Annotated in this window: 20 protein-coding genes; 4 read left to right on the forward strand and 16 right to left on the reverse strand. The window is 44.1% G+C overall.

Annotated features, from left to right (window positions below):
• Nucleotides 1-427: 427 nt before the first annotated feature.
• The 4 genes from NSQ66_RS28085 to ftsE form a co-directional block, all read right to left on the reverse strand.
• On the reverse strand, nt 428-1,894 hold the full coding sequence (locus tag NSQ66_RS28085) for a S41 family peptidase (protein WP_076107072.1): 1,467 nt from the start codon (nt 1,892-1,894) through the stop codon (nt 428-430).
• A gap of 124 nt (nt 1,895-2,018) precedes the next feature.
• Complete coding sequence (locus NSQ66_RS28090; protein WP_076107069.1) at nt 2,019-3,317, reverse strand: peptidoglycan DD-metalloendopeptidase family protein; 1,299 nt, start codon at nt 3,315-3,317, stop codon at nt 2,019-2,021.
• Between the two features lie 28 nt (nt 3,318-3,345).
• Nucleotides 3,346-4,260: a permease-like cell division protein FtsX gene (ftsX, locus tag NSQ66_RS28095; protein WP_036678558.1), complete on the reverse strand. Its 915-nt coding sequence runs from the start codon at nt 4,258-4,260 to the stop codon at nt 3,346-3,348.
• Nucleotides 4,250-4,936: a cell division ATP-binding protein FtsE gene (gene ftsE, locus NSQ66_RS28100; protein WP_036678556.1), complete on the reverse strand. Its 687-nt coding sequence runs from the start codon at nt 4,934-4,936 to the stop codon at nt 4,250-4,252. Before ftsE ends, ftsX begins: the two co-directional genes overlap by 11 nt.
• A gap of 342 nt (nt 4,937-5,278) precedes the next feature.
• On the opposite strand from ftsE, the gene NSQ66_RS28105 reads away from it, so the two are divergent.
• Both NSQ66_RS28105 and NSQ66_RS28110 read left to right on the forward strand, forming a co-directional pair.
• A complete protein-coding gene (locus tag NSQ66_RS28105) occupies nt 5,279-6,706 on the forward strand; it encodes a VanW family protein (RefSeq protein ID WP_339279498.1) in 1,428 nt (475 codons plus the stop codon).
• A gap of 153 nt (nt 6,707-6,859) precedes the next feature.
• Nucleotides 6,860-7,267: a CBS domain-containing protein gene (locus NSQ66_RS28110; RefSeq protein ID WP_076099658.1), complete on the forward strand. Its 408-nt coding sequence runs from the start codon at nt 6,860-6,862 to the stop codon at nt 7,265-7,267.
• A 37-nt stretch (nt 7,268-7,304) separates the two neighbouring features.
• Here NSQ66_RS28110 and NSQ66_RS28115 read toward each other — a convergent pair whose 3' ends face one another.
• The 8 genes from NSQ66_RS28115 to NSQ66_RS28150 all read right to left on the reverse strand — a co-directional run bounded on the left by NSQ66_RS28115 (nt 7,305) and on the right by NSQ66_RS28150 (nt 15,803).
• Nucleotides 7,305-7,907, reverse strand: coding sequence for a DL-endopeptidase inhibitor IseA family protein (locus NSQ66_RS28115; RefSeq protein ID WP_051491029.1), 603 nt, complete (start codon nt 7,905-7,907; stop codon nt 7,305-7,307).
• 196 nt (nt 7,908-8,103) lie between these two features.
• The gene (gene pilO / locus NSQ66_RS28120) at nt 8,104-8,709 is read right to left on the reverse strand and encodes a type 4a pilus biogenesis protein PilO (protein ID WP_076099659.1); all 606 of its coding nucleotides are present in this window, start codon (nt 8,707-8,709) and stop codon (nt 8,104-8,106) included.
• The gene (gene pilM, locus NSQ66_RS28125; protein ID WP_339279499.1) at nt 8,693-10,294 is read right to left on the reverse strand and encodes a pilus assembly protein PilM; all 1,602 of its coding nucleotides are present in this window, start codon (nt 10,292-10,294) and stop codon (nt 8,693-8,695) included. Before pilM ends, pilO begins: the two co-directional genes overlap by 17 nt.
• Nucleotides 10,295-10,309: 15 nt before the next feature.
• Complete coding sequence (locus NSQ66_RS28130) at nt 10,310-11,059, reverse strand: A24 family peptidase (protein WP_076099661.1); 750 nt, start codon at nt 11,057-11,059, stop codon at nt 10,310-10,312.
• 117 nt (nt 11,060-11,176) lie between these two features.
• On the reverse strand, nt 11,177-11,701 hold the full coding sequence (locus tag NSQ66_RS28135; protein WP_339279500.1) for a prepilin-type N-terminal cleavage/methylation domain-containing protein: 525 nt from the start codon (nt 11,699-11,701) through the stop codon (nt 11,177-11,179).
• 139 nt (nt 11,702-11,840) lie between these two features.
• A complete protein-coding gene (locus NSQ66_RS28140) occupies nt 11,841-13,046 on the reverse strand; it encodes a type II secretion system F family protein (protein WP_076099663.1) in 1,206 nt (401 codons plus the stop codon).
• Nucleotides 13,046-14,095, reverse strand: coding sequence for a type IV pilus twitching motility protein PilT (locus NSQ66_RS28145; RefSeq protein WP_076099664.1), 1,050 nt, complete (start codon nt 14,093-14,095; stop codon nt 13,046-13,048). The genes NSQ66_RS28140 and NSQ66_RS28145 overlap by 1 nt, the downstream gene beginning before the upstream one ends.
• A gap of 43 nt (nt 14,096-14,138) precedes the next feature.
• Nucleotides 14,139-15,803: an ATPase, T2SS/T4P/T4SS family gene (locus NSQ66_RS28150; protein ID WP_076099665.1), complete on the reverse strand. Its 1,665-nt coding sequence runs from the start codon at nt 15,801-15,803 to the stop codon at nt 14,139-14,141.
• 364 nt (nt 15,804-16,167) lie between these two features.
• Between NSQ66_RS28150 and NSQ66_RS28155 the strand changes: the two genes are divergently transcribed.
• Nucleotides 16,168-20,769 (forward strand): DUF5057 domain-containing protein, encoded by a 4,602-nt coding sequence (locus NSQ66_RS28155; RefSeq protein WP_076099666.1) that lies wholly within the window; start codon nt 16,168-16,170, stop codon nt 20,767-20,769.
• 87 nt (nt 20,770-20,856) lie between these two features.
• Here NSQ66_RS28155 and NSQ66_RS28160 read toward each other — a convergent pair whose 3' ends face one another.
• Genes NSQ66_RS28160 through NSQ66_RS28170 form a run of 3 tightly spaced genes read right to left on the reverse strand, consistent with a single transcriptional unit; the run spans nt 20,857 to nt 23,745 of the window.
• Nucleotides 20,857-22,656 (reverse strand): hypothetical protein, encoded by a 1,800-nt coding sequence (locus NSQ66_RS28160; protein ID WP_038573561.1) that lies wholly within the window; start codon nt 22,654-22,656, stop codon nt 20,857-20,859.
• A 14-nt stretch (nt 22,657-22,670) separates the two neighbouring features.
• The gene (locus tag NSQ66_RS28165; RefSeq protein WP_038573563.1) at nt 22,671-23,213 is read right to left on the reverse strand and encodes a prepilin-type N-terminal cleavage/methylation domain-containing protein; all 543 of its coding nucleotides are present in this window, start codon (nt 23,211-23,213) and stop codon (nt 22,671-22,673) included.
• Nucleotides 23,197-23,745: a type II secretion system protein gene (locus NSQ66_RS28170; protein ID WP_076099667.1), complete on the reverse strand. Its 549-nt coding sequence runs from the start codon at nt 23,743-23,745 to the stop codon at nt 23,197-23,199. The genes NSQ66_RS28165 and NSQ66_RS28170 overlap by 17 nt, the downstream gene beginning before the upstream one ends.
• A 188-nt stretch (nt 23,746-23,933) precedes the next feature.
• On the opposite strand from NSQ66_RS28170, the gene NSQ66_RS28175 reads away from it, so the two are divergent.
• Nucleotides 23,934-24,722 carry an alpha/beta hydrolase family protein gene (locus NSQ66_RS28175; protein WP_036678530.1) on the forward strand — a complete coding sequence of 263 codons (789 nt, stop codon included), beginning with the start codon at nt 23,934-23,936 and terminating at the stop codon, nt 24,720-24,722.
• Between the two features lie 130 nt (nt 24,723-24,852).
• Here the strand turns inward: NSQ66_RS28175 and NSQ66_RS28180 are convergent, their stop codons facing one another.
• Complete coding sequence (locus NSQ66_RS28180) at nt 24,853-25,689, reverse strand: phosphoenolpyruvate hydrolase family protein (protein WP_036678527.1); 837 nt, start codon at nt 25,687-25,689, stop codon at nt 24,853-24,855.
• Between the last annotated feature and the right edge of the window lie 8 nt (nt 25,690-25,697).

Consider the following 25,697-nt stretch of genomic DNA (forward strand, 5'->3'; position numbering starts at 1 on the left):
AATACCGCACACGCAGTAGTGACAACACGAGACTAACTACCCAAATGCAGGCTACAGCGGTACCTGATAACGATATTCCTAGCAGAACGGCTGCTATAGAGACGACCAAACCCATGACTAGACCACTCCATACCGTCCGCCACGTTTCCTGACCCCAGCTATGTAATTTTACATGTATCAGCTTTCGTTCTAATGCCACCTGCCTACGGTAATATAACGCAATAAATATAATAGCAATGTAGTAATACGGCTGGATCAATAAGTGTAAGAACGCAGTGCCCAAGCTTCCTAACAGTTCCTGAATCACATTCAAACTGTTCGTCACACTCCTTTTCGTCCGATGACTGATTTGTATATATTCTAATTCCTCTACGTCGGTTGGCATTTTCTTATCTAAAAGAAAAAAAGAAGGCTGAATTCAGCCTTCTTACTTTTTCGACGCTGCCGCCTTAATTTCCTTCTGAATCTCAGCAATCCCTTTATTCCGTTGGTTGTCGTGAGCAGGGTCTTGAATGACCTTGATCAGCGCTGCTTCCAGCGCCTCCGCTGTCTTGGCGTCAATTATGCCTGTGACTTGGAGCTTTGCTGTACTTTGGAACTTCTTCACTGCGTCCTTAGTGCCAGCATCGAAATAGCCATCTTTACGTCCAGGCTTGTAACCCAAACCGTCCAGCATCGTCTGTGCACTCTTCACATCAGCGTTGTTCATATTATACTGCAGCGCCACGCTTTTGTTAATCGGAGCCACCGAGAAGTAATCCGGCTGCGCTACCGCGATATCCGGTTTAATTCCCTTGCCGTGGATCCATGTGCCGTCTGGCGTAAGCCATTTGGCAATGGTAACTTTCAGCAAGCTGCCGTCTCCAAGCTGTTTGTCAAAGCTCGTCTGCACGGTGCCTTTACCGAAAGAATTGTCACCGATTAGCTTAGCTCCTGCCGACTGCTGCAAGGCACCCGCCAATATTTCCGAAGCACTTGCGCTACCTTTATTCATCAGCACGACCACTGGATAAGCTTTACTCGATCCTTTTGAGGTGCTAACTTCGCGTTTTTTGTCTTTGTATTCTATTTGCACTATAGATTTGCCAGCTGGAACAAATTGCTCTGCCATTTCAATAACAATCGGAAGAACACCACCTGGATCATTGCGGACGTCAATAACAAGTCCCTTCATGCCTTGCTTCTCTAACTTCTCCAGCTCTTCCTTGAATCGTTCTGCGGTATTCAAGGAGAACTGCGTAACCTCGATTACGCCCACATTGTCCTTTTCCATGGTAGCGTAGACTGTTTCGAGCTTCACATCATCCCGGGTAAGAACAAATTCCAGCGGCTCTACAGCGCCGGAACGTTGTATTTTCAAAGTGGCCTTACTGCCCTTAGGACCGCGAATCTTGGCAACAGCTGCATTCAGCTCCATACCTTCCAGCGATTCACCGTTAACGGACAAGATAACATCTTTGGCCTGAATCCCAGCTTTCTCAGCAGGTGAGCCCTTGATCGGAGAGACCACGACTACCTTGCCATTATCCGAAGAGACCTCCGCACCGATACCTGAAAAGGAACCCTCAATGCTTTCTTCGAATTTCTCAGCTGTTTCTTTACCCATATAGTTGGAATAAGGATCGCCCAGCGCTTCCATCATACCGTTGACAGCACCGTCTATCAGCTTCTCCCGATCTACTGTCTCGTAGTAATTGCTCTCAATCAGACTGAGAGCAGTTCCAAGCTTCTGGGATTCCTTCTGCTGAAGGCCAGTAACCTGCAATGCTGAGGCCAGTCCTTCTCCTGCAGCTTGTCCAATAACATGACTATAACCCGTCACGCCCAAGGTCACCAGACTACCGCATAGCAGGGCGGCGATAATCATAAACGCCGCTGTGCTTTTTTTTAACATGATGTTCCCACCGTCCCTTCTTGTCCATCTCGCAAACAACTCCATAAGTCCGTCCTGAAAGGTACGGTATCTCTTCCAGTATATGCCGTACGTTCAAATAATATGAGTTATAAGTTCTTAAAAATTAGAGATAAGGCATCGGATTTACTGTCTTGCCGTCGATCCGAACTTCAAAATGGAGATGGGGGCCCGTCGAATTACCTGTAGAACCGGATTCAGCAATCACATCCCCACGATTGACTCTATCCCCAGGGCTAACCTTGATACCACCTTTACGGATATGTCCGTAGAGGGTCCAAACTCCGCCGCCATGATCAACAATTACACAATATCCATAGCCGCTATACCATTCAGCTACGATTACCGTTCCGGAATCAGCCGCATGAATATTGGTTCCTTGTGGAACTGCAAAGTCTACCCCGGTGTGTACTTTCCCCTTCTCACCCGTAATTGGGTGTGTCCGTGGTCCGTAGGAGGAAGAGATTCTTGCCGAACCTACAGGCAGCAGGAAGGGTCCATCTCCACCAGCATACGCGGTTGAGGAGCTGGAGCTCGAACTGCTGCTTGCCTTGCTAGCTGCAGCTTTCTTGGCCGCTGCTGCTGCCCGGCGTGCTGCTTCTGCTTTGGCGGCTGCTGCTTTGCGAGCCGCTTCCTCAGCTTTAATCTTATCCTTTTGGGTTTCCAAAGCAGAACGTTCGCTCGCCAGCTTAACCAGCTTCTCGTTCTGCTCTTCACTTAGATCATCGCTTTCTTGAATCTGCTTATCATAAAATGCGATAAGCTCCTGCTTCTCCGCTTCCTTCTCTTTCAGCAGGCTTCTCTGATTTTCCAAGGAGGTGTATAACTGCTTGGCTTGAGCATATTGCCCCTCAAGCTCCTGCTTCTTCTCTACAACTGTCTGCTTGTCCAGCTTGTGTTGGACTAACAGCTCCTGATCCTGATCCACAATCATCTTAAGCGAATCGGTGCGGCCCAGAAAATCAGAGAAGCTTGTCGATGAGAGCAAAACATCTAGGTAAGACACCGCTCCATCAGTGTACATCAACCGGACACGGGATCCTAAGAGTTCTTCTCTTGAGGCCACTCGTGCCTCTGCTTCATCCAATTCCGTTGCTGTAACGTTAAGAGATTCTTCTGTATCGGAAATTTTGTTAGAGATTTCGGTCATTTTGCCTTTAACTTGATCCACTTGCTGCAATACATATTGTAAATTAATATTTGTCTTATTCTTATAGTGCTGCGCTTCCTGCGTTTGGGACTCCGCTTTCTCTTGCTGCGCCTTAGCTTCCTGCACCTCTTGTTGCAGCTGCTTTAATTGCTTATCGATCTCGGCAACACTTGTTTTTTTGGCATATCCATCAGAGGGTTGGAATATAGTGACAGCTAGTAACATTACGGCTAGTCCGGCGGCAATCTTCTTCAACTCGCACTCCCCATCCTTCACTCTTAAATTAAACTTTCAAAAACTTACGAATAGAAACCGTACTTCCCCAGACGCCGATCAGCACGCCTAGTCCTACTAACAGACCTACGAGCAGCAGCCAAATATCACTGAAAGGGATCAACTGCAATCCGAGCATAGGATCTCCCTGTACCGAAGATTCCAAACCGTTGTAACCGGCATATAAAACACCCGAAGTAATCAATGATCCAATGAGTCCAATTAATGCCCCTTCTATAAAGAAAGGCCAACGAATAAAATAATTTGTCGCACCTACCAGCTTCATAATCCCAATCTCTTTACGCCGGGCAAGAATCGTCACCCGAATAGTATTGGAGATGAGGAACATAGACATAAGTGCCAGCCCCGCTACAAAAATAAAGCCAATGTTACGTACGGCACGCGTGATTTTAAACAATGTTTCTATCGAGCCTTTGCCATATTTCACTTTGTAGATAGGCTGCTCGGTATGTGTCTTGTTAAGGGCTTGAATCTTCTCAGCCACAAAAGCAACGGTAGTAGGTTCAATAACCTCTACCTGAAGGGTATCTGGAAGCGGGTTATTATCTTCATCGAACCCTTCCAGAAGCTCTGCTGCCTCCTCGCCCATATCCGCGCGGAGATCTTTAAGTCCCTGTTCCTTGGAGATGAACGTAATCTTGCTGACCTCCGGCATATTGCCAATTTCAGTCTGCAGGGTCTCGCGCATCTTCTGATCTGTATTCAAAGCTAGATGCACTTTGATCTGTACCTGACTGTCTGCCTCATCAGCTACAGAATTTACGTTGAGGACAAGAAGAATAAATACACCTAGAACAAAAAGAGAAACAACAATCGAAGTGATTGAGGCGATCGACATCCAGCCATTACGGAATACGCTTTTAAAGCCTTCCCGCACATGTCGCAAGAAGGTTTTAAAACTCATAACCATATTCCCCTCTCGCTTGGTCTCTGACAATGTTTCCATTCTCAATCGCAAGCACCCGTTTGCGCATTTTGTTCACAATATCTCTGTTATGGGTAGCCATTACAATCGTTGTTCCACGAAAATTAATCTCGTCAAGCAGCTGCATAATGCCCCATGAAGTCTCGGGGTCTAAGTTACCTGTAGGCTCGTCCGCAATAATAACAGAAGGATTGTTGACGATAGCCCGTGCAATAGCGATCCGTTGCTGCTCACCACCAGAAAGCTGTGAGGGCTCACGATTCGCTTTACTTCTCAGCCCAACCAAATCAAGAACCTCATTCACACGTTTCTTGATGACTTTTTTCGGCGCTTCAATAACTTCCATAGCAAAAGCTACATTCTCGTATGCCGTCATTCTGGGCAAAAGCCGAAAATCTTGAAATACAACGCCTATATTACGGCGGACATAAGGGATTTTGCGTGGTTTTAGCTTTCCTATATTGAAACCTCCCACCGAAATCTGTCCTTTGGTAGGCACTTCTTCTCTATAAATCAATTTCATAAAAGTAGATTTACCCGCGCCGGAAGGGCCGACAACGTACACGAATTCATTGCGGTCGATTTTCACTGAAACTCCTTGCAGTGCGTGAGTTCCGTTAGGGTACGTTTTCCATACATCTTGCATTTCAATCATTTTCTCACTTCCCAATTATGACATTTTCCACTTGTGCGAATCGACATTGTCCACCTCAAGTTTCCATAAACTTCAATATTTCCGCAATGTATCTATTGTAACAAATCTGTAACTGATTGAGTACCCCGTAACTGCACGACTATTCGAAAGTTTTGTAGTGACTGGACATATACATATAAAAAAGCACCTAACGGTGCCTGTTATCAGATGTCGTAACTCCCTTTATTAGAGACTACTTGTTTCTTACTAAGTTAGTATCGGTATCCCACGAAGTGTTCTTTAAGTTTTGTTACAGGGCCGCGCCTGCTTAGCGCAATCCAAATCCCCAAAAGGAGATTAATCATGAAAAAAATCCATGCTGCCCTCATAGTGGTCATCGCACTCGTCCTTATCGGCTCCTGCATTTACGGAGGGGTTCATCTATATGGCAGCAAAACCACGCTTCCAAAGGGTACAACCCTTGCCGGCTGGCAGGTCGGAGGCATGACCCTCACCGAGGTCGGCTCCCAGCTGGATCAGCGGCTGCGTGCCCTCGAATCCGTCCCTCTAGTGCTAAAAGTGGAGGGCAATGCAGATTTACCCCTAACTCTTAGTAAGACTGGGTTGAGTTATGAAGCCGCTGCTTTTCAGCAGGGCTTAAAAGAGCTTGCCGAAGGAACGCTTTGGGAGCGGGTAAAGGCACGCTATAACTTCCCTCAGCTGTGGAAGCTTGAAACTCATCTGGAAATCGCACAATTCCAGAAAATTCTAAGTCCCACTTGGGAGAAGGAGTCCTTTGGTAAACCAGTGGACGCTACGCGGCGAATTACAGGCGATGACCGAATCGTATATACTTCTGAGAAAACTTCCCTGGAGGTTGATTGGACAGCTCTGGAGACTTCCTTAGGAGCAGCTGCCCCCACCAGCTTTAATCATCTAAATACCCTGCTGGAGAAGGGAATCACGATGGAGGTCCCTTTGTTAATTCTGCAGCCTGACATAACTTTAAAGAAATTAAAGGAACAAGGTATCGAGCGAAAAGTAATGCAGTTCAGCACCTCTCTAGGTGCAAGTGGACCTGGACGAAGCTACAACGTGGAAGCTGCTGCCAAAGCTGTGGATGGAACCATTCTCCCGCCTGGAGCCGTCTTTGATTATGGAAAAGCTATAGAAAAAGCAAAGGTGAATTACGGCTTCCGTGAAGCGCCGGTGATTGTGAACGGCAAGCTGCAAGCAGGTGTTGGTGGAGGGATCTGCCAAGTGTCGAGCACTCTTTACAATGCCGCACTGCGTATAGGGCTAGAAATTGTGGAACGCCGTAATCATTCCTTGCCCGTCAACTACTTGCCCAAAGGTCAGGACGCAACATTCGCTGAAGGTTATATCAACTTTCGTTTTCGCAATACGACTGGCAAATATCTCATAATAAAAGCGGCTGTGCAAGGTAAATCCCTGACCATAAAGCTGTTCGGCACGTTTCCGCAAAATGTCACTTACAAAGTTCATTCAAAGACAGTAGAGGTGCTCCCTCCAGTCGATAAATACGTAAACGATTCTTCACTGCCTCGTGGCAGCTCACGCGTTATTCAAAATGGGAAAACCGGATATATTGTTGAAACCTACATTACAAAGTATGTTGACGGTAAATCCACTGAGGTGAATAAACTGTCCCGCGACGTATATTACGCACAAAAACGATTAATCGCCATTAATCGTGGAGGCGTGAGCAAATCCATAATCCCGGATGTCCCCCGAAAGCAGCTGGTGGAGGACGGCGTCCGCAGTGAATAGCTAACAACAAATAACCGGTCAGAGCCCATAAGGTCTGATCGGTTATTTTTGCCAGCAATCTATTTTACCTGTAGCTTACGTTACCCGGCTTTGAAATTTACGATTCAGGGGTACATTAGAAGTAGACCCATAATCAGAAAGGATGAACACCCTATGACAACAGTCCTTGTAAATGATCTTACTGGTATTGTCCGCAGTGCTCCTGCTATTTTTGCCTCACGCACTTGCAGAGAAGCTCTTCGCGTCATGTTTCAGCATCCAGAATCCAAATGTATCGTCGTCTGCAATGCTATGAATGAACCCCTCGGATTGTTGATGAGCGAACGTTTCTTTTTAAAAGCTACAGGAAGATCCGGAGTAGATCTGTTCTACAGAGAACCTGCCATGAAGCTTATGAACAAAACCCCGCTCATTCTTGACATTTCCACTCCACTCGATACGGTATTGAGCCTCGCTATGAACCGCCCAGACCCTATGAAAAATGATTGTGTCATTATCACTCGCAAAGGTAAATTCGCCGGTGTTGCTTATACCTCTGACCTTATCCGCGCCCAAGCGTAAAACCTCTTTACCTTTCCTCTTCTACCCTGACCTTACCTCAAAAAAGAATATCCGGTGACGTATCAATTCTCCAGTATCCATTCACCTTTTTCAGCTTCACATATACCGACTCACTGCCTTCCTGCCCGCTCGAATAAGGAACTGTTAAGTCAAATTCAGCGGTTGTTGCAGTTTTGGAGAGCATTCGGGCGGTGGCTTTTTCAAACATTAATGAGTTTCCAAGATCCGCATTCACCTGTGACATTCTACCTTCATGCTCCAAAAATTGAGTCTGCACATAATAAGCTGCTGCATTATGCGTGTAGGCTTTTTTTATGTAATTCATCAGCTTCGCCTTTGTCCCAATATCATTGGAAAGGTAACGGTACTCTTGCGCTTTATACATGAAGGTTTCCATCGGGAAAAAGTTGCCCCCACGGCTAGTATAGAAATAGATTGCTCTGGCATGTACAACAAGCGGAACAACACTTTTTACCGTCAAATTGTTTATGGTAGCTGGGCCTTCTTTTCCTGTGCCAATCACAGCCACATTTTTTATTGCCGAGCTTCCCACTGATGATGAAGCTGCCATAACTCCGCTACCTGCTGATAAAAGGCCTAAGGATAGGGCCAACGAACCAAGCATCCATTTTTTGTTCATCTGAAGTTCCTCCTCTTTCATCTGAAAAATACAGGCGATCGCCACTGTTTCAGCTTATGCACCCCGCAAGCTAAAATACCCAATAAACAGAGGAATGAAAACGTATTACAACTCTTTTGTAAATATAAAAAAACTCCACCCTCCTGATTCACAGGAAAAGCGGAGTAATATAGTTAAATAAAGTAGTACAAGAACCCTAATCGGATGCTGCTGCGGCGGCCTCAAAATACGCTGTAAAAGCTACGTTAGCAGTCAAAATACTCTCCGTATTGTTCTTAGTACGATCCTCGTAGGATTGCTGAAAATTGAAAGAGTCCACATTCACAATACGAGGTAAGGCTTGTAGTTCATCCATCCATTGCCGGATCCCCGAATATTTCCCCTCCACCACTGCAGTCATTTTGATCTGTTTGACCGTCGGGAATGACACCTCAGCTGAACCTGTCATTTGCTGAATCGGATTAGCCTCATCCATAACAAAACTAAGATCCTTTAGCCGCGCTTGTGAGGACGTGCTAACCTCCCGCAAATCAACAATCAGACCTTCGCTGTCATCGCCCTTTGGGAGTTCCCCCAGTAATTCCTTCTGTTCTAGATCTCCCTCAGTGCCGCTGCCCTTCAGCTCATAGATTTTGTTTTGGAGGACTTCTGCTTCCTTTTCCAACTGACTGATCTCGCTGCTCTGTGCGGAAATTTCCTTATTGGTCGGCTGAACACCCAGCATATAGAACGCAAACAATATCAGGAACAAAATCAGCACTCCCAGAACAATCGGCGAGCGATACTTATTGATCTGTTCCATCACTGCTCACCTCCCCTTGGCTTGCATCTGTATTATTTGCCTGCTGCTTAGCCGCTGCTAAGTTCACTTTATAAATAGCCGTATACGTATTGTATGAAATGGCATCTGCGGCTCCTTCAGTAAGCTTTTGAATAGAGGCATCGGTCGTAAAAGACATTTGGCGAAGTTGTCTTAAATAGCTGGAAGCATCCTCCATAGTGGATACATTTACAGTCAGATCTATAGATGTCCGGTAGGTATAGTTAATATCACGGATTAGTGCCTCCTTAGGCAATCCCTCCACTAATTCGTCCAAGATAGGGACTGCAATCACCTTATTGTCCTGAAGCACTGTGATGGCTGCTTTCCGATCTAGCTGTCCAGGTCCGCTGTTCTTAAGCTTCGTGAGCTCTACTTGGAGCATTAAACTGCGATCCTGCAGGCCTTGCAGCTCTTCTTTACCATTAGAAATCTGACCCTTATTGGCCGAAAAATAAATCCCCGTTCCGATCATCCCCAGCAGCCAGATCGCTACAAGCCCCATCGTGACATAAGGAAATAGCAACGTCTCCCGATCTTCTCTCGGCAATAAATCAATCGTATCCGTGTTGATGCTATTTTTTAGAGCGGTCCCGGCAGCTACGCGGTAATCATTTAGTTCAGGGTCAGAAACAGCAGCACTAGCCATCTGTTCCAGACTTATTGGTGTTATTACAAGTTCAGCTAGGGACTGCTGGAGTTCTAGGTCCAGTTGTTTACGAATCGAGGGAGTGCCCGTAATCACTAAATTGTTGATACGAGTGGAACCGTCATGCAAGCTGTATTGATAAAAGCTGAGCATACGGGAGATTTCCGCAGTGATTTCCACCATTTGCTCGGGTGATAAATGTTCTTCTACAGCGACAGCTGTTTCTGCCAAGGTTTCACTGTCTGTCAAAAGATCCATTCCCGCTAAATTTCTTCCTTTATGTAGATCAAGTAAGTTTATCGTACGAATGAAGACCGGATTCCCGTTTCTGAACATATAAATGTCCATTACCGATGGCTCCATATTAATCAGCATCGTCTCCGCAAAGCTCTCCCCGTGCCCAGTGGTTATAGCACGCGCCAAGGCGGTTGCCGAAATTTCGACACTGCTTATCCGAAGACCCGCCCGCTCCAGAACTTCTACGTAATCCTGAATCGATTTTCGCGGAGCAGCAAATACGAGCAGGTGACTTTGCTCCTCATCCTCTTCGAGCGTTACATAGTCATAGACAGGATTTTCAAAAGGTAAATGCAGTCCCGTCTCCACTTCCAGCTTCACGAGTTGTTCTACCTGTTTGTCGTTGGTACTAGGAATACTCATTTTACGGATAATGATCTGTGAAGGGGGAATGGACAAAGAAACCTTACTGCCCCGTAACCCTTCCTTCTTCACCCACTGCCTTACCCGATCATAAAGCGCCTCGCTATCCGCCACCTGATTCTCAATGATCATGCCTGGAAGGAGCGGGAGAAACCGTTTTTTACGGACTTCCCATGACTGTTTATTCTTAAAACTAATATAACGGATTCCGGCAGCTTCAATTGAAAGTCCGGCCACTTTGGGGCCTAATCCAAGCATGTGATCAATGTCCTCCTATCCGATAAGCGAGAGATACGCGCTGATGATGTATGAGCCATATCCAAAACTAATTAAAGCTCCTATAGCTAACCATGGGCCGAAGGGTACCGGCTGTTTACGTTTGATTACACCGAGCAGCATCAGCAGTCCGCCCACCACGCTCCCAAGCAGACAAGCCACAAAAAAGGCCAAAATCACATTCGGAAAGCCAATCACCAAGCCCAGCAGCGCAAATAACTTCACATCTCCAGCCCCCATGCCACCTAATAGAACAAAAGGAATAAGAACCCCTCCCCCAAGCACAGCTCCTAGCAGATGATGCCATATCGGTCCATCCGGAAATAGCAGTACAAGAATCAGCAGCAGCGGTAAAAAAAACAACAATACCTTGTTGGGAATCAGCATGTACTTCAAATCCGCAACCGTCACGATAACCGCTAAACTCACAAGAATGAACCCGATGATTCCCTTACCCGTCAGGCCAAATTGTAAATACACCCATAAAAAAAGCAAACCCGTTGCCGCTTCTCCAAGCGGGTATAATGGCGATACCCTTGTGCCGCAGTATCGGCACTTGCCTCCTGACAGCAGGTAGCTTACCACCGGAAACAAATCCCGCGCTTTCAGCCGCGTGTTGCAGTTCGGGCAATGTGACGGCGGATTAAGCAAGGATTCCTTGGCCGGCACCCGCAGCGCCACTACGTTATAGAAGGAGCCTAGAATCAGACCCAGTAATGTGATGTAACTTACGATAAATATCGTCATGGTTGTCCTCTGTTAGCTTCTGGATTTTAAAAAAGGAATCGGGAAGTCCGATTCCTTAGGATAGATTGTAAGTTTGAATTTATAGAGATTAATTAGATATTCCTGTTAGCCACCAGATCAATTTGTTGGTGTTGGTGTTGGTGACGCTGCTGGCTCTGCACTAAGCACCTTATCAGCTGAATACTCACCACTCTCACCCGTAGGAACTGGATCTAATGTTACTTTTTGAAGTACTCCGCCCGAAGTATATACTATTGTTGTTTTTGTACCATCTAACGATTTTTTTGTACTAGGCAAAACAAGAGTCTGATCAATATATTTTTTATCCTTAAGTGCTTCAAGAGTTACTGTCTTATCTTTAAAATCTCCATCTAATTCGCCCATAATATACATACGAGATGCATCATAAAGCTGTCGAGCAGTTGCTAAATCTGCATCCGTTTTTGATTTATTAATAATTCCACCAATCATAGGTATAGCAATTACCGCAATAATCCCCAAAATAACAATAACCGCCAGCAACTCAATCAGCGTAAACCCCTTTTGATTTTCCTCTTTGCTTAATCTTCTCTTAATGGCTTGTGCTAACATTTGATTTCCCCCTCTAAGTGGTGTGTGATTGATAAAACCTATATTCTTCATTTCAGTGAATCCAGCATCATCTTTCTTGTGCTTACGGAAACAGCTCGTCCATCGTCGTCTAATCGCCAGCGTAAGTTCGTGGATCTTGCCCCGCCTCCCCGGCGTCACCCCTCTCAATATATACAAGGAACCAAGAGGTTCACATATTACCGTACAGACTGAACATCGGCAGCATAATGGCAGCTACAATGACACCTACAACAGCAGCTAAAAAAGCAATCAGCAGCGGTTCAAGCAGCGATTTCAGACGGTCGACGGTATTCTCCACGTCCATCTCATAAAAATCAGCTACCTTGGACAACATCGTGTCGAGCGCCCCTGTCTCTTCGCCAATCGCTATCATCTGTGTAACTAGTGGCGGGAAGACCCAGGCTTTTTTTAGCGGCTCAGATAGTGGATTACCTTGTCTCAGCGAATCCCCTGCACTACGGATGAATTTCCCGATGACCTTATTTCCTGCTACCTCCTCAACAATCACCAAGGACTGTAGGATCGGTACAGAGCTGGCATAAAGAGAAGAAAAAGTACGCGTAAACTGAGCAATCGAGCCTTTTTGATTCAGCTTACCGAACACAGGAATTTTTAACTTGGCATAATCAAGGGCGTAAGCACCCTTTTCCGTACGTTTTGTAATCTGAAAAGCTATCACTAGGAGAAGTACTCCGAGTATCCAGAAATACCATTGACCTTGAATGCTTTTGCTGAGTGCCAAGACCATCTGTGTAATTGCCGGAAGCTCGGCATCCATCGATTCAAACATCGTTACAAACTGCGGCACAATCGCCCAAAGTAGATAGATAACCGCGGCAATCGCCATAACCCCTACGGTAATCGGGTACGTAAGCGCTGACTTTATCTTTTCTGTTGTGGTGTGCTGTTTCTCAAAAAACATAGCCAACCTGTCCAACGTTCCTTCGATATCACCGGATTCCTCACCGGCACGGATCATGCTGACAAATAGCTGCGGGAAGATTTTTTTATGATCCTGAACGGCTTGTGAGAACGATATCCCGCGTATCAGGCTGGAATTAACATCTACTAACGCTTTACGCAGTGGTTTACTCTCGGTCTGCTCTGCCAAAATACGCGTTGCATCCACAATCGATACCCCCGCCCGCATAAGCGTGGCAAACTGCCTGCAATAAATGATGAAATGAAGCGGCTTAACGGGATTACCAATATAAATGTCCATCGATAAAATTGAGGTTTTGCGTTCAATCAGTGAAAATACCGTAAGTCCCCGCTTGCGTAGCTCCTCCATCGCCGTAGGTTTATCGGTTGCTGTTAGTTTCCCTTTGATAGATTTACCCGCGGATGTCTTCACCTGATATTCAAAAAGAGGCATCAGCTGCTCACCTCCGCCATAAACGCCTTAGCTGCTGCTGGATCAATAAGCCCCTGCGATAAATAGTCACGGATGCTCATGTCCAAGGTGTGCATGCTTTGTGAGCGCCCGGTTTGCATTACATTTTTGATCTGATGTGTTTTTTCGGTACGAATAAGATTGGCTACGGCTGGTGTATTGATCAAAATTTCCGTAGCGCATAAACGCCCCCGACCTCCAGCCCTTGGGAACAACCGCTGACTGACTACTGCCAGCAGCACTGATGCTAATTGTGAACGAACCTGTCCCTGCTGATGGCCCGGAAAAGCGTCGATAATTCGGTCAACCGTCTGTGGTGCGTCTGTTGTGTGTAAGGTTGCCATCACAAGATGACCTGTCTCTGCGGCCGTAACCGCTGCTGAAATGGTCTCCAAATCCCGCATCTCACCAACGAGAATAACATCCGGGTCCTGACGTAAGGCAGCACGTAATCCATTAGCAAAACTAGCCGTATCACTTCCCACTTCACGTTGATCTACTAGACAGGTTCCATGGTTATGTAGAAATTCTATCGGATCTTCCAACGTCACTATATGCTTGCTCTCCGTCTGGTTAATATAATTCAGCATAGCTGCAAGCGTAGAAGATTTGCCGCTGCCTGTGGGTCCTGTAACCAAAATTAGACCTTGTGGCTTAAGCGACAAAGTAGTTAAAATCGAAGGCATCGACAGCTGTTCCAGAGTCGGAATCTCTGCAGGAATGGCCCGGGCGGCGATACTAACCTCGCCCCGCTGACGATAAACGTTCACCCGGAATCTTACCCCACCATCAAGCGGATATGAAAAATCCAACTCGCCCGCATTCCGAAATGCTTCAATTCGTTCATTACCAAGTAGCGTTTTGGCCATATCTGCCGCTTCTTCAGCAACCACGGATTCACCCTCAAGCGAGTGCAGCTTTCCATCCATCCGAATAACCGGCGGTGATCCTACGGAAATATGTAAGTCAGAAGCTTTGGAGGAGTAAGCCGTTTGTAATAGTTGTCTAATATCCCGCGTATACGTTGGCATTAGCCGCTCCCCCTAAGTTAGAATGCTAAATCCCTGTTAACCTCTAATGTGAGACCGTCTCGCGCATGACTTCTTGAAGCGTTGTAATTCCTTGACTGACCTTGAGCAGTCCGTCATCCATCAGTTGAACAAGCCCACGCGCTTTACCTGCTGCACGCAGTTCTTCTACTGAGGCAGTGTTTGTTATGAGCTGCCGTAAGTGATCATCAATACTGAGTACTTCATGAATCGCTATTCGTCCACGATAACCAGAATTGTTACAGCTACCACAGCCGCGTCCACGCTGTAATTCTTCCGCAGGTAGTCCTAAGCTACGTAGCATAATTGCTTCCTGTTCAGATGGTTTGTAGGTTTCTTTGCAGTCAGTGCAGATTTTGCGCACCAGCCGCTGTGCTACCACACCAATCAGCGAAGAAGCGATCAAATATGGTTCTACCCCCATATCCCGCAATCGGGAGACGGAGCTAATCGCATCGTTTGTATGTAAAGTAGACAACACTAGATGACCCGTTAATGAGGCGCGAACAGCAATTTCAGCAGTTTCCGCATCCCGTATCTCACCGACCATTACGATATTCGGATCTTGTCGAAGAATCGAACGTAGCCCAGCTGCAAAGGTTAGTCCAATAGCCGAGTTTACGTGCACCTGATTTACTCCTTCAAGCTGGTATTCCACTGGATCTTCGACTGTGATAATATTTGCGCTTTCTACATTAAGTTGATTTAACGCTGAATATAAAGTTGTTGTTTTTCCGCTACCTGTAGGGCCCGTGATCAGCAAAATCCCATAAGGACGAGCTATCATCTCCTTAAAAGCTTCTGCATTCCCCTCACTGAATCCCAAAGCATCTACGGATTTGACCCCTGTGCTTAAATCTAGCAGCCGCAGCACAATCTTCTCTCCGTGCATCGTTGGTAATGAAGACACACGAATATCTACCATTTTGTAATCGAACTGCATTTTGATCCGCCCGTCCTGCGGCAAACGCCGTTCTGCAATATTCAGGCGGGCCATTATTTTCAGACGGGCGGTGATAAAGCCCTGCATCTGCTTAGGAATAATCCGCTCTGTCCGTAAGGTTCCGTCAATGCGGTAGCGGATGGTTAAATTATTTTCACCTGGATCCATATGTATATCAGACGCCCGCAGAGCAACTGCCTGCTGAATCATCTGGTTGACCAAACGTACGATTGGGGAGTCCTCATCTGTAATCTCGGTCTCTTCTATTTCTTCCTGTGTCGGGAGTTCTACCAGCATCTGATTCATAGAATCGCGCATGCCATAGTGGCGCGCAATCGCCCGCTGCAGCTCATCTCTCGTAGAAATAGCGGGTTCGATCCGGAAGCCAGTACTCATACGTAAATCTTCTATCGCAAAATAATCCAGCGGGTCCGCCATCGCCACCATCAGCTTGCCGCCCTCTTTTAAGAATGGAAGCACCTGATATCGCTTAGCCATACTTTCAGGGATAATCTGCGTGATTGCGGGATCTATCTGGTATTTAAATAAACTGACATGCGGGATGCCGAGTTGAAATTCAAGCACTTCAATCAGTTGCTGCTCCGTGATATAGCCTTGAGAGATTAGCAGATCGCCGAGCTTACGTTTGCTCTTACGCTGTTCCGCGAGAGCCTCAAGCAACTGGTCCTGCGAAATAATATTATTTTCTACCAGCAAGTCGCCCAGTCTCTTTTTCGCGATAGCCAAGTCTATTCATCTCCGTATGCCGTTATTTATGCCGGCTGAAATAATGGATATTTTTTATAAAAATAGAAATCAAAATCCCAGCAAAATTCGCTTAAAAACGAAAGATATAATTACCATAAATACGCCTTCCATAAATTTGTCAATTTTGAGTATTTTTCAATCTAACTAGGACTTTAGTTATAATTTAATAGGTATATTTCAATAGATTTATGTTGTCTATCAATGCTGAATGTCCTAGAATGTATATAACATAGATTGGATAATTTTACAACGACACGGAATGAAAAAGGCTGTCGGAATCTAGCATATACGAGACGGAATACGACCATATCTGCCAATAGTTAACAATCAGGGAGAGATGACAATGAAACTTGCCAGCAACAAAAAAGTTTTTATTTTTACAGTAACTACCCTGCTTCTCCTTCTGCTTGTTCTGCCGATCAAAAATCACTTTATGAATGTCGATGCCAGTTCAAATGAATACCAAATTCGTATGCTGGAGGTTACGGAGAATGGGGTTAGTGAGCTTGCGTCTCTAAAAACGGGAATATCTAACCTTACCATTGACACGATGAGTATGAAGCGCTTTGTGGCGCTGCGGGATGATCTGGACGGGAGATATGATGCAGTATATATCGGGAAGGGAACTTACAATCCTGCACAGGTAAGTAATCAACAACCCGCCTCTGAGGAAAATAGAGCTAAGGCCCTTAATACCAAAAGTATGAAGAACGACATTACTCATCTGAAGGCTGATCAAATTACAAAGGAATTTATCAACAAGGGATTATATGTTTTTTTTCATAGCCAGCCCTTTAAAGACAAAGATGCAAAACCTCAAACTGAGCAAGGTATACTGTACAGCTCTTTTAACAGTTATCGTCTTTCCACCTCCAACCCAAATGTTAAGTTTGTAGATGACAGTGAACTCGCGGATATTTTCGCCGATTTAAAAAAACAAGACTCCAAATACATAAACGACTTGAAGAAACGCCCTCATCTACAAATTACGAATAGAATTCCCAACTATGACCCTAATGCAACTAACAGCAAAATCTATGTTCCTGGGGAGAAGCTTTCTTTTAATTTCAATGTCACCACACCCTCTACACAAAATAGTGCTCCGCTCTCAGTCAAACTGTACGTTGGTCTTGATAAATCCATCAAAATGGGAGAAAAACAGGTCGTTGCTGAAACTGAGATTAGTACATCCAGCGGAACTATTGAATACACTTTGCCAAAAACATACTCTGGGTTACTCTACTGGAAGCTAGAAGTTAATGATTACCACAGTACACAATTAAAAGACTTCGACAGCGGTGTAATTCGTTACCGTGGCGAGAAAACCATAGTAAATATTCTTCAGGTTATGCCTGACACTCTAACAGAAAGCAGCCTCCTGAACACTAGTAATATGAATCCGAATTTTCTCGATACATCTGACTATAAGCTCGATATAAAAATCAAAACGATGACTGAATTCAAAAACTATATTGATGACAGCTATGCTGCAACACATAGTTACGGACTAAATGGCACTTATGACATGCTCATCTTTGGATTTGTAGACGAATACTACAAAAAATCTAATTTAAACACTAATGCGATCAACGCTATTACACAATTTACTGGTACCTTCAAGCAAAGCGCCTTGTTCACTCACGATACCATCATTAATTTAGATGCAAATAAAAAGAACTGGATCAATAATTTCATGGGGATTACTGGTCAGGTGAATCCTGAGACCAACTTAGGCCATAATGCCATCAATCTTTCCACCAAGGTTAAGCCGGTGAATGACGGGCTTTTGATGCAATATCCTTTTTATCTAAGCAAGAGGGACGACAGCAACCAGCAAATCGATATTTCCACACCACAAATTGCACCAACACATAACCAGTACTTCACACTTAATTTGGAAGATCCTGAAGTAGTATCTTGGTATAACATTCAAAGTGAAGCATCAGGTACGAGGATAAAACCAAATGGAGAATATAATCAATACCAACGTGATACCGAGGATAGCTGGAATCAATATTACACATATTCCAAAGGAAATATTACCTACTCAGGTACAGGTCACTTTTTTGGAGTAAGTGATATTCCAGCCAATCTAAAGAAATTCCCGGACTGGGAACAACAATTGTTCGTTAATACTATGTATCGTGCTTTTATTGGGGCCAATCATGCTCCAGAGATTACCGTGCATACGCCGGCTAATGATTCATCGATTCCGTCTTATCAAGAAACACTCCTTGTCGACTATACAGTAACTGATTTGGACTTTAACGATCGTGATCTAACAACTGAAGTCCGTTTCAAATCAGGGAACACGTACTTTCCCAAGATTGAAATAAGTAAGATGAACATCAAATCCGGTCAAAATATATATAGAACAGTTGACAATCCGCTTCCAAACGGAGGTCTACTCGACATCGAAATTAAAGCTTGGGATCAAAATGGTGCGCTCTCAAGTAAAACGCTCAGAGTAAATGTCCTGCCGTCAAACACCAATTTGAGTGTAACACGATCTCTCTCTCAGAATGTTGTGAATGGCAAAATAGAAAAGGGAGAACCGGTCACTCTTAGTTATTCCATCACCCCAAAATCTGTACCGTTTGATAAAGTCGGCACGGTCAACCAGACCTCTAACACACAATTAATATCGGATATTGTATTTACCGAGAATCTCCCACCTAACCTGGAGATTTCAGGAGAATTACCTGCCGGTACGATCGTCACTGGAAATGCAACCAGTGGATTTAGATTGACACGCAATCTAAATGACATAACCTATTCATTAAAAACGGTGAACGGCGCCCAAATCTATAAACCAGACTCTGAACAGCCTATAACGTTCCAAATCACAGTTAAACCGACCGAGACCCAAACCTATATTTTAAATGATTCCAAACTTAGTTATATCGATATTCATGCCACATTGCCACCGCTAGGAATCTTAGGTAAATACAATGCACTTATCCTTCATACCACTTCACTTCGTGGTGGAACTATCAAGGGACCACTGGCTTCCGGGGGAACAGTCAACTTCAACAACGCGGGTATTACAGTAAATGAACAATTTAAAGACCAAGTGCCATATGGTATTGTCACGGGCGGAGATGTTTCCCTTCCTGAAGGAACAGTTTACGGAAACCTAATGGTTAAAGGCACCGTTAAAGACCAACGTCCTGGTTCTATCCAAAATGGTACCATCAATTACGGAGAACTTCTCGATTTCAACAAGCAAGAGAGTTATCTCCTTGGACTCTCTGATGCTATTGCCAAGCTGCCTTCCAATGCCACGGCGACTCATGAATACGGAAAACTTACGGTCACAGGTAACTCAGATATCAATATTGTTAATATTTCTAGTTCAGCGTTAAATACGCTTAACAGTTCCGAGCTTAAGGTTCCGCAAGGATCAACGGTAATTGTTAATGTACAACAAGACAGTAACAGTGAACCATTCTTACATTTCCCACTGGGGAGCGACGGTAGCCGTGTGCTATACAACTTCCCTAACGCCAAGCCTTTGCTAATTTCCCAAGCCAACGTATACGGAACCATTCTGGCACCACGATCTACTATAAACTTTGATGGAGGACAGGTGTATGGAACAATCATTGGAGCTTCAATGAATATGAGTAGTGCCACTTTATACCATTTCCCTTTTGCCGGTAGCCTACCAGCGGAAATCTATCCGCTACCTGTTCCAATCCCAACAGATCCTTCATCGACTAATTTAGCGCGGACTACAATTTCGTTTGAGACTTTAACTTTTACAGCCGAATATAAGATTAACGCCCTGCAATTGGATGACAAAACTATTTATGTAGGAGATGAGATTCGACTAATCCCAATAGTTACGCCTTCAGATTTAAGTAATTCTGCATTCCTCTGGACAACTAGTAATGCTTCAGTTGTGCAGATAGACTCCAACAGTGGCGATATTATCGGTTTGGCCAAAGGATCAGCACAAGTCACTGTTAAGGCTCTTGATGGTAGCGAAGTTACTGGTACTGCATTCATAACTGTAGAAGAACGTAATTCTCGTTCTCTATCAATTAAAGGATATGAAACAGGGAAAATCTATGAATCCATTACGTTAAGTGCCTCGTACGTTCAAGACAGTAAAGAACCTGAGACCAACATAACCTATATCTGGTCCGTTAAAAACATTACCTCTGGGGCAAGCACTGCTGTAATTAATACCAATCCAGAGTATCCCGGTGATGATACCGAAAAGATTTTCAGTGCGACGCAGTCAGGAACTTACCTAGTAAGTCTTACTGTAAATTCAAGTAACCCGGTTCCAATTACCCAAGAGAAAACCATAACAGTTACTAACCCACTAACCTCATTGTCGATTACAGGTCCAACAACGGTATTGATAGGAGGGCAAATCGATCTAAGCGCAAGTAGAAATCCTACGTATGCTGATCCAGCAACGCTAAGATGGAGATTCGTGAAATCAACGGATAAAAATATTACGGATGACACTATTACGAATGATCATATTGCTACTCTTACGCCTTCTAGTGATGGCTCAACCGCTAAATTGACGGCTGGTGATACCGCTAAAGAAGGACTGCTGATTGAGGTTTCATTCAAAGATATGACTTCAACACACGAGGTTAACATCGTTGAGTTAACGGGATTAAGATTTAAAGAACAGTCTATTACTATTGAAGTGGGCCATACTTTCCAATTAACCAATATTTTATGGGCATTCCCAACCTCCGTCTCGATAAAAGACATCAAAGATAACTTGAGTTGGGTAAGCGACAATTCTTCAATCGCCAGTGTCGATAATGGAACCAATATTGATACCAGAGGAACTGTTACCGGTGTTAAAAAGGGATCAACTACCATTACAGTGACTTATACCGGAAGCACAGGCGCAACAGTAGAAGCAGATATTACAGTTAAGGTTGTAGCACCCCAGAATGACGATCGTTACTAAAATTCACGTTTAAAAAACAACAAACTTCCAACGATAAATAGGGTATCCCTAAGCACTCGCTTAGAGATACCCCTTTTTCAACTAGTCTCAATGACTCACAAGCTCCAGAGGGCCTACAGTTACATTCACCTGCTGCACACGCGGGAGGCTAGACTGCTGATGAGTAAAAACATCCTGATTATATTGAATCTGAAAACGGTGACCCAAATTATATCGATCCGCATCCTGATTTTCAAAATTAAAGCCGAGGGCCGGATCCAAGGGCTCAGTTACTCCTCCTAGTACTGCGTTTACTGTAAGATTCCCTTTGGCAAAGAAGCCTCCATTTAACCAAAAGATTGACCCCACTCCGTACAAATCAGCGTCACTATCCGTGTAAAAAAAAGCTTTCATATAAAATGAATCCTGCTCAACTTTTTTCTTAGGTGGATTAGTAAAAGTATCAATTCGGTTAATGAGCACATCTCCTTGAGATATGAGGACTAACTCCTTACTACTTAAACCTTGGATCACGGCATCCTCTACTTTCGTTTCTCCTAAAACAAACATAGTAGAGTTGAATTTCACCTGACCTTTAATAGTAACATTACCTGTAACTAGAATATTAGCTTGTATCTCCAAAATTTTAGTTATATCTGGGCTATAGTTATTTACCTCCAGATCACCATTAACAATAAGCCATTTGGGCTTATTAGAAGGATTACCTGTTTTGGCTTCATCACTAAACTTTAACTGTTTGTAATCAATTCCATCGATAAGCAGATTACCGTTATAAATCGTAGAATTATTCAAATCTTTATCCAACAAGGAGTTCTGATATATTCTCAATTGTTCTTCGTATTGGCTGCACTCTAGTTCATACTTATCCTTTTCTTCTTTTGTCGGATTATCTTCAAGTACTGGCTCAGTGTAGGGTGGATTCTCATCGGGTAGTCTATCTAATGTTGTTGTGCTTAAATAATTACCCAGTTGATTATCCTTAATAGCTTGCTTAAGTTCAGACCTTTTCCCGGTCAACCCTGTCGCTTCCTCCACTTTATCAAGAAACGATTCCAGCACATTAATCTGCACGAACTTTTTTTGCGGTTTGATAAACACCTGCTCTTTATTAACTCCCAGTATGTTAGGAAGAATAATTGAGGCGTTGTTTTTATTTACTGCTGCATTAATAATTCCATTTCCGGAATATTTAATACTTTCAAGTGATTGCACATGCACCTCAGGAAGAGGTTCCGTAGATGCTAGACTGGCAGGGTCTTTTAGTAATTCTACTTTAGGATATTGAGTCTTTTCTTTAAGATCTTTCACTTTCTTATACGTATAAACAGCCGTATCGCTGATGTTTAGTTCTTCACCCGCATATATATTGCCGTGGAGACCAGGTGCTCCGTTTAATGTTAATACTTTTTCCGATCCAAAAGCATATTTAAGAAAATCAGGATAGGTATCAATGACTATCTTTTGTCTCAGCTGTCTGATGACGCCATTAACTGTGGCTTGTGCTTCAATATCGACATAATATTTTTGCTTATCCTGCTTCTCATAGGTGATGCTTTTGATCGTACCGCCAGCTCCAGATAACCCCGTACTTACGCCATTGTTAACGCCGACAACTTTGGTGGTCACCTCATTAACAATACTTTTAATCTCATCTTCCATATGATCAGGATCAATATCCGTACGCCCGTCCAACTTCGTCTGTATGTATGCCGCTGCTTCATCGAGCCCCTTTTGAGCCAGATGCAGGCTCTGCACGTCGTTTTCCCTTGTCTCCGTTCGTTGTGCGCCACCCATCGTTGCCCCGAGTACAGCTACTCCGAGTATAGTAAGTAGAAGAGCAACAAACATAACTAATACTAGGGCTGAGCCTCTTTCATTATTCTTCATCCCTCCTGCTCCTCCTAGAATCCGAATTTACTTTTCAACTCCAATGGGTAATCCCTTCCGTCGTAGCTCTGAACTAGCGATAAATCTATAGATATCAAGCCGCTATCACAAGGGATGCTATTCTGACACTCTAAAGTTATAGCAGAACCCTGTTCTAATTTAGATATCGTCTCAGTTCTTGCATCTACTGGTGGATCGACTACATCAGGATTTGCTATTGTAAGAGCACCATTAACAATACGAATCTGAGACTTAGTTCCATCCTGACGTTCTAACGTAATGTAGCTATCAATAATAGTCCCTGCATCATTTTTGAGAATAGTTGGAGTGACCTTCTCAGGAGCAAATGTATACAACTCCGTTATAATTGCGGACATTAACAAATCACCTTCGTCTCGTAATGAGTTTTCAATCGATATTTTATGATAGCTTCGTAAGCCCAGCATTGTTATCCCCGAAATAATTCCCGCTGCAACTGTAAACAATGATAGTGCCACAATTAGCTCCACTAATGTAAAGCCGCCTTCTCTGCGAAGAAGATTAACGAATTTTCTCATCGGTAATATATCCCTCCACAACAGGTTCACTTTGAGGTCCGCCAGAAGAATCCGCTCTGCTGACTTTGACCAACACAGGCAACAAATATACTGCCATCTTCTGTTTCTCCGGATCACTAGATTCCAAGCTTTGGTTATGTAGATCACGCTGATATTTAATATCTATCTGATAGTTCACACCATTTATTGCAGGATTCAAAACCTGGTTTAAGATTTCTGTATCCTGAACAAGCCCCTTGTAATCCTCACATTTCAGAGAATCATCCGTATCCTTTTGGCATTTCGCCGCCTCTATCGCATCTTCCCCTTGCGTAAAAAAAACCTTCATCGCCTTAAAATCCTGCTTCTCCACATAAAACAGTGCATTCCGCGCCAGATTGACCATAATCGTTTTGTTCTGGTTCGATTTAGAGTAACTCATGGCGTTAGTAAAGTAAGACGTAAGCACCAGTGAAACTATCGATAAAATTACAATAGCTGCCAGCACTTCGATTAATGTAAATCCTTTTTCCTGCTTTAGACCCGGTTTCATCCTACTTTCCGCCTCTCGCCTATGAAAATACTTTTCGTATTTGCACGTTTTTCCTAAATTTTCTACTTCCATTATATTCTCTCATATCCAGCTACAGCAATCCTCAAAACCCTTATAATTCAGATATTTCTACAATATCTCTCCCTTTTGGTCTATGCTATGATTTGGAAAGAGAGGAGATGAATGAAATGGCTTTAATAGAGTGCAAATTTTATTCTGAAGTACTAGGTTTGAATACCTCAATGACTGTAATTTTGCCGCAAAAAACAACTACACAAATCGGGATGAGTAATGTAACAAGAGGTGATCTTCACCCTACTTTGTATTTACTGCATGGCTTGTCTGACGATGATTCGATCTGGCTGCGCCGGACTTCCATAGAACGGTATGTAGCGGAGATGGGGATAGCTGTGGTAATGCCAAATGTGCACCGCAGTTTCTACACAGATATGGCCATGGGGGGCCGTTATTGGACCTTCATTAGTGAGGAGTTGCCGATGCTGGCGCGCTCATTTTTCCCGCTTTCCGATAAACGCGAGGAGAACTTTGTAGCCGGGTTGTCGATGGGTGGTTATGGAGCGATTAAGCTGGGACTGCGTAAACCGGAATCTTTTGCAGCAGCAGCGAGTTTGTCTGGAGCACTTGATATGGCGCATAATTTCTTGAACGGGGAAGGTGCTACCACTAAAAGCAAAGAATACGAAATGATCTTCGGAAAAGAAGATACCGCTGGAACGCCGGAAGACCTTCTTTGGCTGCTTGAGGAAGTGAACCGCTCCACGGGACCAAAACCAGCGTTGTATCAATGCTGTGGCACAGAAGATTTCCTATATACCGATAACTTGAGATTCCGCGATGCCTGCCAGGCAACCTCACTTTCTTTAACCTATGAAGAAGGTCCGGGGACACATGAATGGGGATACTGGGATGCCAAAATCCGCGATGTGCTGGCATGGCTACCTTTAAGAAGTAACTAGCTGTACTTAATAGACCACAAAAAGATGCAGCCATAAGCTGCACCTTAATATCTGTTCTACTCAGATTGCCCTCTTCGGAGGGTTCTTCTCGCTTAATTGCTTACCGTCCTTATAAGAACGCCGAAGGCAATTATGCTTGTTTGGTGATATTTTTAAATAATCCAGTCTGTTCTGTGATTCCTTTTTCAGCAGCAAATCTTTCAATACTCGATGCACCAAAGAATCCATCTATGCCTTCTGTCCGTTCAATTACGTACGCCGCATCTTCCGGCTCTGCAATCGGTCCACCGTGACAAATCACCATAATATCTGGATTTACTGCTTTCCCTGCTTTAATAATCGCTTCGATTCTTTCTACACAATCATCCAATGTCAGTGCGGTCTTAGCTCCAATTGTACCTTTGGTAGTCAAGCCCATATGTGCCACTAAAATATCTGCGCCCGCTTCTGCCATAGCTTTTGCTTGCTCAGGATCAAATACATAAGGAGTGGTGAGCATATCCAATTCATGCGCAGCTCTAATCATATCTACTTCTAAACCATATCCCATGCCGGTCTCTTCTAGATTCTGTCTGAATACGCCATCGATCAAACCTACGGTTGGGAAGTTTTGTACGCCGCTAAAACCTTGTTCCTTAAGTTGTTTTAAATAAACCGCCATTACTCTAAATGGATCTGTTCCGCATACGCCTGCCAATACAGGGGTGTTTTTTACAACAGGCAATACCTCAGAGCCCATTTCGACTACTATTTGGTTGGCATCCCCATAAGATAATAACCCCGCCAGTGATCCACGGCCTGCCATTCTGTATCTTCCTGAATTATAAACAATCAGCATATCTGCTCCGCCAGCTTCACTGCTTTTCGCAGTAATTCCTGTGCCGGCTCCCACGCCTAAAAGAATCTTTCCATTTGCCACTTCTTCCCTAAACTTCGCCATGATTTCAGTTCTTGTATTTTTGTTCATGTGTAACG

It is taken from the genome of Paenibacillus sp. FSL H3-0329, assembly GCF_037963285.1.
Classification (GTDB): domain Bacteria; phylum Bacillota; class Bacilli; order Paenibacillales; family Paenibacillaceae; genus Paenibacillus_AQ; species Paenibacillus_AQ odorifer.